This is a genomic window from Agarivorans sp. MS3-6 (genome assembly GCF_054112545.1).
Genome location: NZ_CM134202.1, coordinates 4352100 through 4369216, shown reverse-complemented (window position 1 = coordinate 4369216; position 17117 = coordinate 4352100). Strand labels below are relative to the sequence as shown.

Here is a 17117-nt window from a genome sequence, read left to right as displayed (position 1 = left end):
CTGCCATTCCTTCCTTACAATCACGCATTAATACTAAGTGTATTGACTAAATTTCCCATTCACTACTCATTTGCACTATTTGTGTAGCACGAGTGGCAATTTCTCGATACTGAGCTTGCGCTTCAAGCTCTGACCAATTATGAGGATAAGACTTACCAATGAGACCTTCTGCCTGCGGCACACGCTGATGCTGTAATCCATCTAATAATCGAATGCTTGCTTGGCGATCATTACATGCAAGTAATAAATTGCAACCGGCAGCAAGAGCTTGCTCGGCACGATCTACATGGTCACCTGCAATGGCAGCACCTTTCATACTAAGGTCATCACTAAAAATTAAGCCTTTGAAAGCGAGCTCTTTACGCAATATTTGTTGTAACCATATCTTTGAAAATCCAGCGGGACGCTCGTCTACGTCACTATATATAACATGCGCAGGCATCACTGCGTCCAATTTATTTTGCGCGATAAGGGCTTCAAAAACTTGCATATCTTGCTGTTTAATCTCAGCATATGGACGCTCGTCACGCGCTTCAAAATGATGAGTATCAGCTTTGACATTTCCGTGCCCTGGAAAGTGTTTACCCGTGGCTTTCATTCCCGCCAACGCCATTCCATCGATAAATGCGCTAGCGCTAAGAATAATCTCACTGGGCTGGGCACTAAATGCGCGTAAGCCAATGACATCGCTCACCCCATTTATATCTAACACTGGAGCAAAACTAATATCAATATCACACGCTCGTAACTCGGCGGCCATTAACCAACCTAATTGCTTCGCCCACGCTGTCGTTGAGAGTTTAAGTATTTCAGCCCCTTTTGCCATTAAGCCCATAGCAGGGATAGCCGAAAACTGTTCTCTGAAACGCTGTACTCGACCGCCTTCGTGATCAACCGCAATAAGTAATTTTCGTTGACTAGCGGCGCGAATACTACGAGTAAGGGCGATCAACTGCGCCCTATCTTGGTAGTTTCGGCTAAACAGAATTACCCCTGCAACAAGTGGGTGTTGCAACATTTCGCGCTCTTCCGCGCTAAGTTCAGTACCAAGTAAATCTATAAATAATGGACCCATCTAATACTTACCAACCAAAGGTAGATTTAGTTTCGGCTTTGCGGATCTCTGTTTCATCAGCCCATTCAACGATGCCGGTTTGTAAGTCCATTAAACGCATTGTCATCTTGTAGTAAACATCTTTAGTTTTCTTATTAGTTTTAACGATGCTGGCTAAATTGCCATATAGCATGTATTCAGCACCGACCTGCTGTCCAAAAGCGATAGCTTTAGACGGATCGACTAAACCTCCGTCATTTTGATAATCAAGCTGGTCACGAACTTCATTGACTCGGCTCATATCCACAAAGCGAAATTTGCCCGATTGTAGAAGCTTGGTACTAATAGAATCAGTCACTGACTCTGTATCAATGTGCTCAGTGGTTTTGTTTTTAATCCGTTCAACAAACACAATAGGTCGATTGTTAGACGTAATATCAATTAACAAAGGCGAAGAAATCATTGATTCAGTCATTTCTCCAGCAATCTTTTGTAGATCACTTGAACCAAAATCGACGTTCACCGTTTCTACTTCTTGTGGGTCGCCGTAAGACACTTGGCTAGAACAACCACTTAGCACAAGCGCTAATACCGATGCGGCTAATACGCGTTTTTTCATGGGATATCTCTCTGTTAATGGACTTCTCTAACATAAATTTTGAAGTGACTTGCAGTATTAACCAAAGCCACAGACTGAACTTGAACTTGTTGCTTTCCATGCAAACTTAGCGGCGTCCATGCGCTGGTAGCATTATCAATTTGAACATTATTGCTGTCATACCAATAGAAACGATACTGCAGATCTAAATCACCTTTGAACAAAGACTGTATCGTGGCAACCCCTCGTAAACGGTCCATGCCTTGGTGCGTGGCAGCATCAAGTACTGTTAGCTTTCGGCCTAAAGTGAGGTTATCAACAATTAACCATTGTTTGCCGTCAGGTTTTTGAGAGTCGGCAGCAATACCTGAGGTATCGGTGGTACAACCCACCAACAACATAAACAGCAGCATAAAGTATTTCATAAGAACCCTCTTTTATAAATTAAACACTTGAGCGGGTGAACCTAAGTCGTTAGTTAACATTAAGGTTACCCGCCCGGCTTTAATATCAATCGGTAGTTCAGACTGAACCAAGCCATCTAAATGCAAAGTATGGCTGCCCTGAGTTAAAGGCTTAACCGCAATTTGTGCTAAAGCTGGCAGGGTCTGCCAACTTCGAGTATCTGCTCGTTCCGACATTATATTGTAAACGTTGATTAAAGCATTAGCCCAATTCTCATCATCAGCTGATTTCCCCTTATTCACTTCTTGTCTAAATTGATCTTTAGTGATGACACGAAGGATCTGTCGCAACAATATACCGGGAAGGTCTTGTTGCAATTGCTTAGCCGCTAAACTATCGATTTGAATTAACCGCTCGGTTGAAAAAACTTGACCCTCTACATCTATCGTTAATGGAATGGTCACCTGAGCATTACCACTAATAACAGGAAGAGCAACCGTGTATGTTTCCCAGCGATTATGATTGTACAAGGGTAAAGTAAAACGCGCTTCTCGCCGAGCAGCCACAATTGATTGTTCATGAAGTACCACTAACACCCCCTGTTCACCACTTAAGGGCTTGCCGGTTAATGGGGTATATTCTTGATAATCAGACATGGATAATTTTTTACCCAAACGTGCGACCTCAGCTTGTAGGTAGCTATTATGTGGCGCTAGAGCTAATGCTTTGCGAAAATCAATGTAAGCGTCATCTTCTTGATTTGCAGCCAGATAAAGTGTCGCTGACAGTGCAAAACTGAGCCCATTTTGATAAGCATTATCTAAGGCTTTGTCTTGAGAATTTAATTGTGGGTATTGGTCCATTAACTGCTGGTATTGCGCTTGGTAGTCATGCAATTGCTCTTCTAAACTCAAGGGCGCTTCTTGCATTGCCTGTTGTTGGATCATCGCTGCACGACGGACTTCTATCAGCGCAGACTCTAGGCCTTGACTATTAAGATAATTGATAGCCTGATAGTGATGCAGCATGACTTGCTCATATACCGGAATATGATAATCGATAAAATTGTCGTTAGTGGCAAGCGCCGAGGCCTGTTGCAAACCCGTGGATAATCGATACTCGGCTTGCCTAGACAAATACTTGAGTTGCTCATCTACCTTGGTGAAATGTTGTTGGCTGGCAGCATAATCACCAGCGAGGTAGAGCATTCTGCCTTTCTCTAATTGTTTTAAATAATAGCTATTATCTGAGGTTCTTCCCTCGGCCAATAAATCAGCCGCCAGCTCAAACTCACCTGACCCAAGCTGATAACGACTTGCTCTTAACTGCTCTTCATAACTCACAAACAAATCGCTGAATACCGCAGTAGAACACCCTGCTAAACAGATTGAAAAGAACAAAGCAGCTAGCCAAGCGCGACAAAAAGACCGATAATTTGAACAAGCAAAACGTCGTTGGGTAACAAGGCCCCACTGGCGAAAAAACCTATGCATCAATATCATCCAAAACTACACGCTGTTAATCGCTAGTTATAAACTATTTTCCTATGAAGGCATAATCCCCTCGTTTTATTTATCCTGAAAATTGATGTAATTGCTGCAATTATGAGCAATCAACCACCCTTTTATTTTTTATTGATAAAGTTTGAGTAATATTCACCGTTAACTATAGTAGAAATGCAGGCCTCCACGATAGAGTTGTGATCTCTCAGGTAGTAAGCAACAACAACTCAAGGCATACTTTTAACAAATAATAATAATATAAAAACTAAAAACAGCTAATAGATCGGTTGGTAGAGGAATTATGAAGAAAAAGTCACTAAACGTAGCCGCATCGCTCACATTTTTTAAAAACATCTCAATTGTTCATCGCGTTAACATAGGATTTGGCGTTTTGGTGCTGATGATGGTGTTAACCAATATTCTGTCATTACAGACAGGTAGTAAATTCAATCAACAACTAAGCCTCATTACTGAAGAAGCCACACCGTTGGTACTGCAAAGTAGTAAATTTGCCGTCGATTTGCTTAGTGCTGATAAGTACTTCAAAGATGCATTAACTTCAATTGACCCTGAAACCATCAAAGCCAGCAGTGCCTCTTTCGAACAAAGTGAATTAGATTTTGTGTCGTCGTTAGGTACTTTGCGTTCTATGGCAGAAGGTAATGCAGAATTACAGTCGCAATTAGATACGCTAAACACCTTGGATCAAGGCTATTTTCAAGTTGCTAAGTTAGTCATGGCTGACAACATAAAATACCTAGACGATCTACAAGCGGTAAAACGCAGCACTAACCAATTGTCGGTCATGCTACCTCAATTGAAAAAGAACCTGTCTGATACCGTAGCGGCTCTAAATGATGATTACATTCGCTGGGCTGCCGAAAGCTTCTTAAATGCCATGGCCGTCATTGAATTAAACACCTTAGAAGGTATCAATACTAACGACTCTAAAAAAGTCGCGGTCATTCTCAAGCGCAACCAAAAACTACTTAAAAACTTTTTAGATGCCACCTCTAATTTGGAAGAAGAGATCCCAGAGTTACGTAACGACATGGGACACCAAATTGATCAATTTGTAAAAGACGCAACCAAAGAAGATGGCGTACTCAGCAAGCACCTTGAAGTAGTAAAAGTGAAAGAAGGTATTACCCAGCGTACCGAAGACACCGCAACGCTTATTACTAATGCTATCGACCAATTATCGGGTGTTAACGATATTGCTAACGCTCAAGTTGACCAAGCCTCAACAAATGCGACTCGCATGTTAGAGGCCAGTAGAATTCAGTTGATCATTGCCATGGCAATCGTTATTCCACTCGCCATCTTTATCGCGTGGAATGTTGCAAACTCGATTAAACAACCGCTAAGGCAACTGCTTAAAACGCTTAAAGCAGCGGCGGCTGGCGATATGACAGAAACCGTTGATTACCAAAGTACCAACGAATTTGGCCAGTTGGCAGACTCGGCGAATAGCATGATGGAACAAATGCGTTCAGTACTGAATGATATTAGCCAAGCGGCAGAAAGTTTATCAAATGTATCACAAGGTAATTCAACGACCTTAAACACAGCCAAAGATGAACTTAACAATCAACGTCAAGAAACGGCATCTGTAGCCGCTGCCATGACCGAAATGGAGCAATCAGTCCGTGAAGTAGCGAAAAGCGCTAACATTACCTTAGAGAAAGTAATGGAAGTAGAAGAAGCGGCAAACTCTGGTCGCCAAGTAATGAGTAACAACATCACCACCACTCATCAATTATCCGAAAAGCTTGGACACAGCAGCTCGGTTATTGGTGAAGTCGATAGCATGAGTAATAGCATTGGTTCTATTTTGGACGTTATTCGCGGTATTGCAGACCAAACCAATTTGCTGGCATTAAACGCAGCGATTGAAGCAGCTCGAGCTGGCGAGCAAGGCCGTGGCTTTGCCGTAGTAGCCGATGAAGTAAGAGTGCTAGCCCAAAAAACCACCAACTCTACAACAGAAATTCAATCGATGATTGAAAATCTACAAAAAAGCGCACAGCGCGCAGTATCAGTGATGTCAGAATGTTCATCCGAGATGCAGGCGAGTATTTCGCAAACCTCAGATGCCAACGGCGCCATGGAAGAAATCCAGGGCATCATCACTCAGATTTCAGATATGAGTAGCCAGATTGCTGCGGCCGCCGAGGAACAACAAGCCACGGGTGCCGAAATATCAAGCAACCTAAATAGGATCTCTGATATCAGTGACGAAAACTACGAGAGCATCGAAATCGTAACCAGCACCAGTGAAGAATTAGGCGAGCTAGCGCAACAGCAGGACTCACTGGTTAAACGCTTCACGCTATAGGCCTTAGCCATCAGCTTGTCTAAACAACAGGCGGCATAAAAAAAACCGATGATAGCTTATCATCGGTTTTTTTATGTCTGTTTGTTTTCGCCGCTTGTGCTGTTTAGCTCACAACCTACTCATTCAGATGGCTTATTCACATTCATCCAATGGCCAACGCACAATGTAATTTTGCGAAGGGCCATTAAGCTGAGTTTCACAAACAATCTTGCCACGTACTGAAGCGCCTCGTTTATGCATTTCTGAGCCTTTGCCTTTATTCAGCAAGGGATGCCACTCAGGCAAAGGTTTACCTTCAATTAAGCGCTTGTACGCACAACTTGGCGGCAGCCAATGGAAGGCGTCAATATCATCCAAAGTGATTTTTACGCAATCTGGCACCTTGGCAAAGCGGTTACTGTAATCACTGCACTGGCAGGTTTTACTATTTAATAGTATACAGGCGATGTTGGTGTAATACAGTTCTTCGGTATCTTCATCTATCAGTTTAGACAAACAACACTTACCACATCCATCACACAATGACTCCCACTCTTGGGCAGTCATTTGCGCCAAGGTTTTGGTTTCCCAAAATCTTACTTCACTCACTCAATACAACCTCAGTTTCAACCGCTATATCGGCCACGTTCAATAGTAATTTATCATTAGCCGATAAGGGGCCAACCCCTGCGGGTGTGCCTGTTAATAACACATCCCCCGGCTCTAAAGTGAAACATGCCGACGCCTCACATAACAACTTGGTCATATTTCGAATCATTTGCCCCGTTGAACCTTGCTGCTTAACTATGCCATTTTGTTTAAAACTCAATGGAACTTCAGCCAACTCTGCCAAGCTATTGATGGGCTTGAAATGGCTAAGCACACAGCTCTTGTCAAACGCTTTGGCTCGTTCCCAAGGGTGGCCACGCTGTTTTAGCTCTAACTGAACATCTCGCAAGGTTAAATCGAGCGCCGCGGCATACCCCCAAACCGCATCATCAAGCTGCTCTGGCGTGGCATTTTTTAGCGGTTTGCTAATTAATAAAGCAAGCTCAAGCTCGTAGTGAACGTCGCCAAACTGGTGCGGGATCTCAATAACGTCTTGTACAGCAATAAACGCAGTTTTAGGCTTAATGAAAAACACCGCTTGTTTGGCGGGTGCTCCTCCCATTTCTTGCATATGAGCAAGATAGTTTTGCCCTACACATACCGCTTTGTGAGCTGCAAATGGTAAAACTGTGCCACTCTCATCAATATGTTGATACATAATTAAAACACCGGGGGATAAGAAATGCGGTCAGCTAATGTACCCACTGCAGCTACAAAATAGTGAGAGCGATTCCACTTCATCAATACTTGGTAATTATCGTAAGCCAGGTAGGCTCTGCCTTGTGCATCATCTGGTTGCACAATAGAGGCCGCAATATCACGAATCGGTAAATCACTGCCATCATAGCGACGAACACCAAGCGCTTGCCACTCACTTAAACTCTTTTTAATTTTAAGACCTGAATGGCTAGCGTCATACCCTTCAGGTAGTTTAACTTGGCGCCCCCAAGTTAGGTCATCATTCCAACCACTTTTGGCTAAATAGTTGGCTGCTGACGCCAACGCGTCAGCGGTGTTATTCCAAATATCTTTATGGCCATCACCATCAAAATCTTGAGCAAAACTTAAAAATGAACTAGGCATAAACTGTACCTGCCCCATTGCCCCTGCCCATGACCCTTTCATCTTTGCTGGACTGATATGGCCTTGTTCTAAGATATTAAGCGCGTGCATCAGTTCCTTTTTGAAAAACGCTTCACGGCGCCCCTCATATGACATTGTTGCCAATGCCGATATCACACTGTAATTACCGGTAAACTTACCAAAATTAGATTCAACACCCCATAAGGCGATAATAAAGCGAGGTTGAACCTTATACTTCTTTTCAATCTCTTTAAGTAGCGGGTAGTGTTTTTTATACAAAGCCCTAGCTTGTTGAACCTTCCACTCAGGTACCGCTCTGGGTAAATAGGTATCTAAGGTTAACTTAAACTCCGGTTGTTGTTTGTCGGCCTTTACCGCTCGCGGGTAAAACTTAGCGTTGTTAAAAGCCGCATCAATTGTTGCTTGAGAAATACCTTGCTCCGCCGCATCAACCTTAAGCTGCTCTACATAGTTATCAAAGCCCGGCTCAGCGTGTGACGCGAAGGCAGCCGAAAATAGCAGCGCACTGATAATTTTATTCACTCACTTCCCCTATTTATTTTTAGCTTTGGCTTGCGCAGCCAAGTGCTGTTTAAGATAATTCTCTGGTGGTGGAGGCAATTGTAAATAGTAACCTTGCTCCTTAAAGGCTTTTTCTAAAGCATCAATACTGACAATCGCGAAGTCTTTGTTAGGCCTTTTAGGGACAATCATGACAAGCTCTTTCGCGCCCATAAGATCAATTAAAGATTCGGGAACTTGGGAAAAATCGTCTTTCTTCTCAATATAGAGATAAGTTTGCTGTTTTTTGAGACTTTTATAGACTGCACAGAACATGAAAATGTTAGTATCCTAAAGGCTGATCGGGTTATGCTGAAATGCAAACTATATCAGAATAAATCACCAAGCGTCATTGCTCGAATACAAAAGTAAAAGGAATCAGCTGTTCATGTCCGGACAGGAAATAGAATTTAAAGGGACTAACTTCACTCTTTCAGTGGTTTACCTAGGAAATAATGATTTAAAGTCATTAAATGACAAGTTAATGGAAAAGGTAGCGCAAGCTCCGCAGTTCTTTAATTGTGCACCTATTGTCGTGAATGTTAGTGAAGTGGATAGTGACTTTGACTTTGACCAACTCAAAGAAGTAGTCGAAGCGCAAGACTTTGTATTAGTCGGCGTGACTGGCTGTAAAACCACAGAACAAAAAACAGCAGCCAGATCAGCGGGTTTGGCAGTCATGACCAGTGGTTCTCAGCAAGCAAAAGCCAAGCCTATTGAGCCATCCACAGAGAAAGCGCCAACGCCCGCCCCCGTTCAACCAGAAGCCGTACCCACTAAAGTGGTCCGCGGTCAAATTCGTTCAGGCCAACAGATATATGCGCAAAACTCAGATTTAATCATTATTGGTTCTGTGGGTAACGGTGCTGAAGTCATTGCTGATGGTAACGTACACATCTACGGCGCTCTGCGCGGCAGAGCGGTAGCCGGCGCGAGTGGGCGAAAAGACAGTAAAATATTTTGCCAAAATTTGCAGGCAGAACTCATTTCTATTGCTGGTGTTTATATGTTGCATGAACAAATTGGCAGCCACGCCGATTTACCCCAATGCATCCATGTAGAAGACCAGCAAATCGTATTTAGTAATTTAAGTTAACCTAGTTAACGAATATATAAAGGAAAGATAATGGCTAAGATTATCGTTGTTACCTCCGGCAAAGGTGGTGTGGGTAAAACCACATCAAGTGCCGCCATAGGTACAGGCCTCGCGATCAAGGGGTTTAAAACCGTAATTATCGACTTTGATATTGGTTTACGAAACCTTGATTTAATTATGGGTTGTGAACGTCGCGTTGTGTACGATTTTGTTAACGTGATTAAAGGTGAATCAAACCTAAGCCAGTCGTTAATCAAAGATAAGCGTACTGAAAACTTGTTCATTTTGCCTGCTTCGCAAACACGTGATAAAGATGCCTTGACTAAAGAAGGCGTCCAGAAGGTTCTAGATGACCTCGCCGAACAAGGTTTTGATTATATTGTGTGTGATTCACCAGCGGGGATTGAAACAGGCGCAATTATGGCCTTATATTTCGCTGATGAGGCCATTGTGACCACCAACCCAGAAGTATCATCGGTGCGTGATTCAGACCGAATTTTGGGTATGTTAGCCAGCAAGTCTCAGCGTGCAGAACAAGGTAAAGAACCGGTAAAAGAACATTTGTTGTTAACCCGTTATAACCCAGAACGCGTTAACCGAGGTGATATGCTTAGTGTAGAAGACGTACAAGATATCTTAGCTATTCCACTACTAGGTGTTATCCCTGAATCACCGGCGGTACTCAAAGCCTCTAACTCAGGCGAACCAGTGATTTTAGATACTGAAAGTGATGCTGGCCTTGCGTACGATGATGCGGTTAGCAGATTGATTGGCGAAAATGTAGATTTCCGCTTTCTTGAAGAACAGAAAAAAGGCTTATTTAGCCGTTTATTTGGAGGATAAAAATGTCTCTTTTAGACTACTTTCGCACAACAAAACAGTCTAAAACGGCGCAAACCGCCAAAGAACGACTGCAAATTATTGTTGCTCACGAACGTGGCCAACGCAGTGGTCCTGACTACTTACCCGCAATGAAGCAAGACATCATTGAGGTGATTAAAAAGTATGTTGATATCAACTCAGAACATGTCAATGTCAGCCTTGATAACAAGACTGACGACATAAGCGTATTAGAATTAAATATTACGCTTCCTGAGCAACGTGATTAGCAAATAAAGGCTGACGCCAACCAGTAAGCAGTAGAGGTAACTCTGTCGCTTGCTGGTTACTTTTCCATGTCCAAGACAAATATTGATTGAGTACCTTTTTGCTCGCTAATACATCCTCTGGCAAACCTGACTCCTCTGAAACCTTCGTCACTACCACCTTCAGCTCTTGTATACATTTCTTGTAATCAGGGTAATCCACAATACGCTTGATTGGCTTAGGATAATCGGCTGCAGGTACTTTTTGCCCTTGTTGCACCAATTTCAGTAAACGATGGCCATGGATCCTTAGTTCCTGAGCAGGTAATTCAAGTCGTTGTAATTGTTCCATGCTTTGGGGCTGATAGCGGGCAATGGTCCATAAACTGTCACCGTGAACCACATTGTTAATGGCTAAATCACGGCTAATTGCTTGCTGAATACGCCAGCTGCCCAGTGTTTTTAGCACCGCCAATTGTTGTGGGTTAAGTTTCCAGGCGTTCTTTATATCTCTATATGACTCATCCAAATTAGGCTCGCGCTGCTTAAAGGCCGCTAAACGTGCACTTTCTTCCAAGGCAGCTTGATAACGCCCCTGCTCTTCTAGCTGTTGCTTAATTTTGAGATAGGCAGGTAACAGGTGAATAACGTCTAAGGCTGCGTAATCAAGCTGAGAGGCTCGCAAAGGCCGCGCTAACCAATCAGTGCGTGATTCACCTTTATCTATTTGAATACCTAATTCAGTATCAATAAAGCGCTGATACCCCAAGCTAATACCATGGCCTAAGAAAGCGGCTCCAACCTGTGTATCAAACACAGAAAGCCCAAACTGGCCGCTCACACGCTGGATGATTTCTAAGTCTTCACTAAAAGCATGTAGTACCCAGTGATGTTTGCTTAAAGCATGCCATAGTGGGGGCATATCTACCACTAAGGGGTCGACCAAATAACACCGAATGCCATCATAAATTTGCAGCAAGCCCAAATGCGCGTAGTAGGTTCTAGTGCGCACAAATTCAGTATCAAGAGCAAGAACTAACGGGGATTGTTCATTTAAATAACGCAACAGAGGCGCAAGTTGCGCCTCTGTTTCTATCATTTCAAAATTAATGTCTGCCAAAATTGCGGCGTCCTAGTGGAAAGCGTCAGATTAGCATCTATTTTACGGTTTATGCCTCGTCGCGCAAGGCTCTCCGCAAGATCTTGCCCACATTTGTTTTAGGAAGTTCATCTCTAAACTCAACTAATTTAGGCACTTTATAGGCGGTTAAGAATTCTCGGCAATGTTCTACAATCTGTTTCTCGGTTAAAGAGTCATCTTTCTTAACGATGAATACCTTAACCGCTTCGCCGCTCACCTCATTAGGGACGCCCACTGCGGCCACTTCAAGCACTTTGGCATTACCTGAAATGACTTCTTCGATTTCATTAGGGAACACGTTGAATCCAGACACCAAAATCATATCTTTTTTACGGTCTACAATATGGAAAAAGCCCTGTTCATCAACGGTGCCAATATCCCCCGTGGCAAACCATCCACCCGGCATTGACTCAGCCGTTGCTTCGGGACGCTGCCAGTAGCCTTGCATAACTTGAGGGCCTTTCACTAAGATTTCGCCCGATTCACCTTCAGCGACTTCTGCACCATCGTCATCAACCAGTTTAATGTCTGTAGACGGCGCCGGTAAACCAATGCTGCCATTGTATGCTTCCAAGTCGTAAGGACAAACCGTTACCAATGGCGCGCACTCAGTTAAGCCATAGCCTTCAATTAAGCGCGATCCAGTGACCTCTTGCCAACGCTCGGCAACGGCACGTTGAACTGACATGCCACCACCAAGAGACAAGCGTAATAGAGAAAAATCTAAGCTGGCGAAGTCCGCATGGTTTAACAAGGCGTTAAACAGGGTATTTACCCCAGTGATAGCGGTAAATGGCACTTTACCAAGTTCTTTTACAAAAGTAGGAATATCACGAGGGTTAGTGATTAATAAGTTTTGACAGCCCAACGCAAAAAATACCATGCAGTTCGCGGTCAAAGCAAAGATATGGTAGAGCGGCAAAGCCGTTACAACAATCTCTTTTCCTTCACGTAAACAAGGGCCTACAATGCCTAAGGCTTGTAGTAAATTGGCGACCATATTGCTATGCGATAACATGGCGCCTTTGGCGACCCCTGTAGTGCCACCGGTATACTGCAAGAAGGCCAAGTCTTCACTGTTCACTTCAGGTCGCACATATTGTAAGTGCTGACCTTTAGACAATACATAACGCAACGACTGAGCATGCGGCAAATGGTATTTAGGTACCATTTTCTTAACATATTTCACAACAAAGTTGACCAACGTGCGTTTAGTCGCAGACAGTTGGTCACCTAAGCGAGTGAGAATGACGTGCTCAACTCCGGTTTCTTCGACTATTTCTTCAAGGATATGGGCAAAGTTAGAAACAATAACGATAGCTTTAGCACCACTGTCATTAAGTTGGTGTTTTAGCTCACGAGGCGTGTAAAGTGGATTAACATTCACGACCACCATACCTGCTCGTAAGGCACCAAATAAGCAAATGGGATACTGCAACAAATTTGGCATCATCAGGGCGACTCGGTCACCGCGCTTTAGCTTCAATTCGTTTTGTAGGTAGGCAGCAAACGCTCTTGATTGCTCCTCTAGGCGGCGATAAGTCATCACCTGTCCCATATTGATAAATGCTACTCTGTCGGCATGCTTGGCAGCACCCTCTTCAAACACGTCAATCAAGGTTTGATAGCGCGTTGAGTCTATTTCTGCAGGAACATCCTTAGGGTATCGATTAAGCCAAACCTTATCCACGCAGTTCTCCTAAACATTTCAATTACATTAAGTATAAATGGCCTGCCAAGTTTTATTATGAAATTTATTATGTACTTGGTAGCAACTCTGGATATAGAGCTTTAGCTCTAAGATTCAAACGATTGTTTCATACGCCGTTTAAAATAACAATAATTTAACATTAAGCGTAGTGGATAAGATGTAAAACAGTGAAGTGGTTCAAACAATTGTTTTAATATAGGCCCTAAGTCGCTCTGCTACCGCTTGCGGATTCTGCATATGTAAATGATGACCACCACTTACCATCTGGGTCTCTAGCTGGCTAAACCAGCTTTGGCGCAAAGCGATATAATCTGGTGTTAATAGCGGAAATTCACTGGCAGCGATCAGTAAACTAGCAAAAGGCACAGATTGGCAAATGTTTTTGGCTTGTAACTCACTAAAGCGAAGTGGTGAACTAAGCTTCAATTTTTCATCGTGCCGCCAATACCATCGTCCATCGCGCTGCATCACCGCGCGTTCAACCAACAAGCGACTATTGTCTTCTGATAAGCCATTGGTCTTCGCTCGCAGCTTTATCGCATAATTGAGTTCTGCAAAACCTTTAGTATGTTTTTGCTTGTGGCGTTGACGAATGGCCTTGGCTAAATGCTCGGTAGTCGCCTGCTCATTGATACTTAAAGGGCCGATACCGTCGATACACACTAACCCAACTAGCTGTTCAGGGAAGGCTGCAGCATAGGTCGTTGCGACTAATGCACCAAGCGAATGCCCTAACAATACTATTGGCTTATTTAACTTAAGTTCGGCTAAAAAACCGTAAACATCGTCGACATAGTCAACAAAATGATAATGGCCTTGGCGATGCGCTGAATGACCATGGCCGGGGAAATCAACAGCAATACAATGTACCGCGTCTAGTTGCTTGATTAAGGGAGTAAAACTTGCCGCGTTATCCATCCAGCCGTGTAACATGACCAAACAGTAGGGGCTATTTGCTGGCTGTTCTAGATAGGAGAGTCCGAGATTTTCGAAGGATAAGCTATTGTTCATTGCACTCGCTTATAGTCACCGTTCAAGCGAATAGGTCGATGCCAAACATCTCATTTACCTGTTGGCGTTTTAACTGATTGGCAACATCTTGATAGTGAGACACAGCTTCACCACCACCCGCTTGGTGGTCGTAACGAAGTTTTTCAACACTGTGCTCATCCATGGCGGCCCAAGGAACCACACCTTTTGGCGCTTTAGTCACAACACTTAATTCTGTAGTGCTGTTGGTTGGTTTTATCTTAGGCTGCTGCTGGATGGGCTGGCCAAGGCCCTGAATTTTCAAATTTATTTATCCCTTTACTTATTCTCTACCGGGCAGCTTCTTCCAAGTGACTTTATCACGTAAGTAAACTGGTTCGGCGTGCTCTGCACTCACGGTATCGCCTTTTTCAAACGCAAGCTGAGCATACTTAAGCATATCTCGTGCCGTTGGGTACAACACTGATTCTAGCACTTTTGCGCCAGAAAATTGACCACAGAGTAATTCCTGATAGGTTTGCCAACCGGTGCCCACTGCTGCAGCTGACTGCTGATTGCTGCCCAATAGCTCAGGTTTAATCACCAATTCTTGATCAACCAACCCCATGATTCCGCCTTCTGCTTGGTATTCTCCCCAATAGACTTCACCCATGCGCGCATCAATCGCCGCAAAGCAGTGTTCTTGTTGGTGAGTAACCAAGGCCTGTTGCGCCATGGCTTGCAAGGTCGATACCGCTATCATCGGCTTATCAGCACCAAAGGCGAGGCCTTGAGCTGTTGCGACACCAATACGTACGCCTGTAAAACTGCCAGGTCCTCGGCCAAAAGCAATTGCGTCAAGTTGCTGCAAATTAGCACCCGCTTCTGCCAATATTTGCTCTACAAAAGGCAATATTTTAAGCGTGTGATCTCTTGGGCTGTATTCTTGTTTACTAAAGATCTCTCCTTGCCATTGCAAGGCTACGGAACAATTTTCGGTAGATGTATCTAAAGCTAATATGTTTGCTGTCATGATTCCTCAGCGTTATTTTTTACAAATTCTAATACTTTTGATAGTTCTCTAGTGCGCGGCATGGCGGGTAAGCTACTGATAAACAAAGAACCATAATCACGGTTAACCAAGCGATTATCACAAATAATCACTACGCCATGGTCGGCTTGGGTTCTGATTAAACGCCCCACCCCTTGTTTCAGGCTAATAACCGCCTGCGGCAAATATACCTGACGAAAAGGGTCTCCGCCACGTAAACGGCAATCTTCGCTTTTCGCTTTTAATAGTGGGTCGTCGGGCGCGGCAAAAGGTAACTTATCAATGATGACACACGACAAGGCCTTACCGGGAACATCTACCCCTTCCCAAAAAGTACTGGTAGCGACCAACACCGCGTTACCATCTTCTACAAATTCATTCAGTAGCTCTTGTTTGCCGGCTTCACCTTGTACCAACACTAACAGCTCAGTGCGTAGGCGTAATTCTGCGGCTACTTTTTGGATCATTCTATGGCTGGTGCACAAAAAGAAACAACGCCCGCCATTCGCCTCAATAACTGGCGCAAGTTGATCTAACATTAATTGCTCAGCATTGTGCTGTTTAGTTTCAGGCAAATAACGCGGCACACACAGCAGGGCTTGTTTCTGGTAATCAAAGGGGCTGTCTAACAGCATACTACTGGCGTCATTTAAGCCCATTTGCGTTTGAAAGTGTTGAAAATTACCATCTACCGCCAACGTTGCCGAGGTGAAAATCCAAGCAGCGTCGCGTTCTTCAACTTCATTATTAAACCGTTCAGCAATATTTAACGGGGTGATGTTTAAGGTAAAGTGTAAACGGGTAGTTTCGTACCAATAGCTAAAACCAGTGGTATCTACCGCCATTACTTTATCAAATAACCCCCGCATTCTGGCTAAGCGCTCGAAGCAAGAATCGGCCAACTCGCTGCGCGATAAAGCCAACTTAAGTACTTGGTAGACAAAATCCATGTCTTCTTTTAGTACTGCCATCATTTCTGCAAAGCGATGCTGTTTGGCTAAGGGCCGCCATTCACCCCGGTCACGCAGCCCTTCAAAGGCTAAACGGCATTGGCGAATACCGCGTTCTAACTTTTGAGCCGCTTTTTGCAACTGCGCCATATCTCGCAAGTCGGTTTTATAACAAAGCTCAATGTCACTGCATAAGTCAACAATTTGTCGACTGGAAAAATGTTGCCCAAAATAGCTAGCAGCAATATCGGGCAGTTGATGGGCTTCATCGAAGATATAAGCGTCTGCTTCAGGGATCAGTTCACCAAAGCCGGTTTCTTTTACCACCATATCGGCAAAAAATAAGTGATGATTCACCACCACTAAATCTGCTTCTAAAGCTTTATTACGAGCCTTAACTAAATAGCATTCTTTGTAAGAGGGGCAATCTCGCCCTAAGCAATTGTCGTTAGTACTACTAATCAGCGGAAACACGTCAGAGCGCTCAGCCACCGGGCCTAAATCACTAATATCGCCGGTGTCTTCACCTTGCGCCCAACGTTTGATTTTGACTAACTCTGCGAGGGTGTTACGGTCTTGGCCGGAGCTATAATGAGAAAAGCTGTTAAGCCGCTCAATGCATAGATAGTTAGAGCGCCCTTTAAGCAATGCGACAGATTGAGTGTATTTGAGGGCTTTCTGCATCTTGGGCAAGTCTTTAGTAAATAGCTGATCTTGCAGTGCCTTACTCCCCGTGCTGATGACCACTTTTTTGCCGCTATCCATGGCAGGTACGAGATAAGCGAAGGTTTTACCGGTACCGGTGCCTGCTTCTACCAATAAACTGCCACTGGTTTCTATGGCAGCAGCAACCGCTGTAGCCATTTCTTGTTGTTGTGGGCGAGGAGAAAAACCGTCGATAGCGCTAGATAACAAACCATCGTTGGCAAAATACTGTTGTTTCAATCTTTGTTCCGGCAAGCAAAAGTCGCCGCAACTATAACAG

The 17117-nt window shown here is 43.9% G+C and carries 18 protein-coding genes; 4 read left to right on the top strand and 14 right to left on the bottom strand.

Annotated elements, in window-relative coordinates; translation table 11 throughout:
* Positions 1 to 46: 46 nt before the first annotated feature.
* The 4 genes from nagZ to ACVFI8_RS20135 are packed head-to-tail and all read right to left on the bottom strand — an operon-like array spanning position 47 to position 3550.
* Complete coding sequence (gene nagZ / locus ACVFI8_RS20150; RefSeq protein WP_457872477.1) at positions 47 to 1075, bottom strand: beta-N-acetylhexosaminidase; 1029 nt, start codon at positions 1073 to 1075, stop codon at positions 47 to 49.
* 7 nt (positions 1076 to 1082) lie between these two features.
* Positions 1083 to 1673 carry a penicillin-binding protein activator LpoB gene (gene lpoB, locus ACVFI8_RS20145; RefSeq protein WP_248711810.1) on the bottom strand — a complete coding sequence of 197 codons (591 nt, stop codon included), beginning with the start codon at positions 1671 to 1673 and terminating at the stop codon, positions 1083 to 1085.
* 14 nt (positions 1674 to 1687) lie between these two features.
* Entirely contained in the window at positions 1688 to 2077 is a 390-nt protein-coding gene (locus ACVFI8_RS20140; RefSeq protein ID WP_248711811.1) for a YcfL family protein, read from the bottom strand.
* A 12-nt stretch (positions 2078 to 2089) separates the two neighbouring features.
* Positions 2090 to 3550, bottom strand: a complete 1461-nt coding sequence (locus ACVFI8_RS20135) for a COG3014 family protein (protein WP_457872476.1) — start codon at positions 3548 to 3550, stop codon at positions 2090 to 2092.
* A gap of 310 nt (positions 3551 to 3860) precedes the next feature.
* Here ACVFI8_RS20135 and ACVFI8_RS20130 point away from each other — a divergent pair, with 310 nt between their 5' ends.
* On the top strand, positions 3861 to 5897 hold the full coding sequence (locus tag ACVFI8_RS20130) for a methyl-accepting chemotaxis protein (RefSeq protein ID WP_248711813.1): 2037 nt from the start codon (positions 3861 to 3863) through the stop codon (positions 5895 to 5897).
* 132 nt (positions 5898 to 6029) lie between these two features.
* Here the strand turns inward: ACVFI8_RS20130 and ACVFI8_RS20125 are convergent, their stop codons facing one another.
* Genes ACVFI8_RS20125 through ACVFI8_RS20110 form a run of 4 tightly spaced genes read right to left on the bottom strand, consistent with a single transcriptional unit; the run spans position 6030 to position 8405 of the window.
* Positions 6030 to 6485 carry a YcgN family cysteine cluster protein gene (locus tag ACVFI8_RS20125; protein WP_457872474.1) on the bottom strand — a complete coding sequence of 152 codons (456 nt, stop codon included), beginning with the start codon at positions 6483 to 6485 and terminating at the stop codon, positions 6030 to 6032.
* Positions 6478 to 7143 (bottom strand): fumarylacetoacetate hydrolase family protein, encoded by a 666-nt coding sequence (locus ACVFI8_RS20120; protein ID WP_457872473.1) that lies wholly within the window; start codon positions 7141 to 7143, stop codon positions 6478 to 6480. Before ACVFI8_RS20120 ends, ACVFI8_RS20125 begins: the two co-directional genes overlap by 8 nt.
* A gap of 2 nt (positions 7144 to 7145) precedes the next feature.
* On the bottom strand, positions 7146 to 8111 hold the full coding sequence (locus tag ACVFI8_RS20115) for a lytic murein transglycosylase (RefSeq protein WP_248711816.1): 966 nt from the start codon (positions 8109 to 8111) through the stop codon (positions 7146 to 7148).
* Between the two features lie 9 nt (positions 8112 to 8120).
* Entirely contained in the window at positions 8121 to 8405 is a 285-nt protein-coding gene (locus ACVFI8_RS20110) for a YcgL domain-containing protein (protein WP_248711817.1), read from the bottom strand.
* A 112-nt stretch (positions 8406 to 8517) separates the two neighbouring features.
* Here ACVFI8_RS20110 and minC point away from each other — a divergent pair, with 112 nt between their 5' ends.
* Genes minC through minE form a run of 3 tightly spaced genes read left to right on the top strand, consistent with a single transcriptional unit; the run spans position 8518 to position 10334 of the window.
* Positions 8518 to 9225, top strand: coding sequence for a septum site-determining protein MinC (gene minC / locus ACVFI8_RS20105; protein WP_248711818.1), 708 nt, complete (start codon positions 8518 to 8520; stop codon positions 9223 to 9225).
* A 30-nt stretch (positions 9226 to 9255) separates the two neighbouring features.
* Positions 9256 to 10068, top strand: a complete 813-nt coding sequence (gene minD, locus ACVFI8_RS20100) for a septum site-determining protein MinD (protein ID WP_248711819.1) — start codon at positions 9256 to 9258, stop codon at positions 10066 to 10068.
* A 2-nt stretch (positions 10069 to 10070) separates the two neighbouring features.
* The gene (minE, locus tag ACVFI8_RS20095; RefSeq protein ID WP_248711820.1) at positions 10071 to 10334 is read left to right on the top strand and encodes a cell division topological specificity factor MinE; all 264 of its coding nucleotides are present in this window, start codon (positions 10071 to 10073) and stop codon (positions 10332 to 10334) included.
* On the opposite strand, the gene rnd is transcribed toward minE, so the two are convergent.
* The 6 genes from rnd to ACVFI8_RS20065 all read right to left on the bottom strand — a co-directional run bounded on the left by rnd (position 10309) and on the right by ACVFI8_RS20065 (position 17077).
* Positions 10309 to 11430, bottom strand: a complete 1122-nt coding sequence (rnd, locus tag ACVFI8_RS20090; RefSeq protein WP_457872472.1) for a ribonuclease D — start codon at positions 11428 to 11430, stop codon at positions 10309 to 10311. The genes minE and rnd overlap by 26 nt on opposite strands.
* A gap of 49 nt (positions 11431 to 11479) precedes the next feature.
* Positions 11480 to 13141 (bottom strand): long-chain-fatty-acid--CoA ligase FadD, encoded by a 1662-nt coding sequence (fadD, locus tag ACVFI8_RS20085; RefSeq protein WP_248711822.1) that lies wholly within the window; start codon positions 13139 to 13141, stop codon positions 11480 to 11482.
* A gap of 198 nt (positions 13142 to 13339) precedes the next feature.
* The gene (locus ACVFI8_RS20080) at positions 13340 to 14173 is read right to left on the bottom strand and encodes an alpha/beta fold hydrolase (RefSeq protein ID WP_457872471.1); all 834 of its coding nucleotides are present in this window, start codon (positions 14171 to 14173) and stop codon (positions 13340 to 13342) included.
* Positions 14174 to 14195: 22 nt separating this feature from the next.
* Positions 14196 to 14456 (bottom strand): hypothetical protein, encoded by a 261-nt coding sequence (locus ACVFI8_RS20075; protein WP_248711824.1) that lies wholly within the window; start codon positions 14454 to 14456, stop codon positions 14196 to 14198.
* Positions 14457 to 14474: 18 nt separating this feature from the next.
* Positions 14475 to 15164, bottom strand: a complete 690-nt coding sequence (gene tsaB / locus ACVFI8_RS20070; protein WP_248711825.1) for a tRNA (adenosine(37)-N6)-threonylcarbamoyltransferase complex dimerization subunit type 1 TsaB — start codon at positions 15162 to 15164, stop codon at positions 14475 to 14477.
* On the bottom strand, positions 15161 to 17077 hold the full coding sequence (locus ACVFI8_RS20065; protein ID WP_457872470.1) for an ATP-dependent DNA helicase: 1917 nt from the start codon (positions 17075 to 17077) through the stop codon (positions 15161 to 15163). Before ACVFI8_RS20065 ends, tsaB begins: the two co-directional genes overlap by 4 nt.
* Positions 17078 to 17117: the final 40 nt, after the last annotated feature.

Coding starts and splice junctions, on each gene's coding strand:
- ACVFI8_RS20135 (WP_457872476.1), bottom strand. CDS start 3,550: ATGCATAGGTTTTTTCGCCAGTGGGGCCTTGTTACCCAACGACGTTTT.
- ACVFI8_RS20140 (WP_248711811.1), bottom strand. CDS start 2,077: ATGAAATACTTTATGCTGCTGTTTATGTTGTTGGTGGGTTGTACCACC.
- ACVFI8_RS20110 (WP_248711817.1), bottom strand. CDS start 8,405: ATGTTCTGTGCAGTCTATAAAAGTCTCAAAAAACAGCAAACTTATCTC.
- ACVFI8_RS20130 (WP_248711813.1), top strand. CDS start 3,861: ATGAAGAAAAAGTCACTAAACGTAGCCGCATCGCTCACATTTTTTAAA.
- tsaB (WP_248711825.1), bottom strand. CDS start 15,164: ATGACAGCAAACATATTAGCTTTAGATACATCTACCGAAAATTGTTCC.
- ACVFI8_RS20080 (WP_457872471.1), bottom strand. CDS start 14,173: ATGAACAATAGCTTATCCTTCGAAAATCTCGGACTCTCCTATCTAGAA.
- ACVFI8_RS20120 (WP_457872473.1), bottom strand. CDS start 7,143: ATGTATCAACATATTGATGAGAGTGGCACAGTTTTACCATTTGCAGCT.
- lpoB (WP_248711810.1), bottom strand. CDS start 1,673: ATGAAAAAACGCGTATTAGCCGCATCGGTATTAGCGCTTGTGCTAAGT.
- nagZ (WP_457872477.1), bottom strand. CDS start 1,075: ATGGGTCCATTATTTATAGATTTACTTGGTACTGAACTTAGCGCGGAA.
- minD (WP_248711819.1), top strand. CDS start 9,256: ATGGCTAAGATTATCGTTGTTACCTCCGGCAAAGGTGGTGTGGGTAAA.
- minE (WP_248711820.1), top strand. CDS start 10,071: ATGTCTCTTTTAGACTACTTTCGCACAACAAAACAGTCTAAAACGGCG.
- minC (WP_248711818.1), top strand. CDS start 8,518: ATGTCCGGACAGGAAATAGAATTTAAAGGGACTAACTTCACTCTTTCA.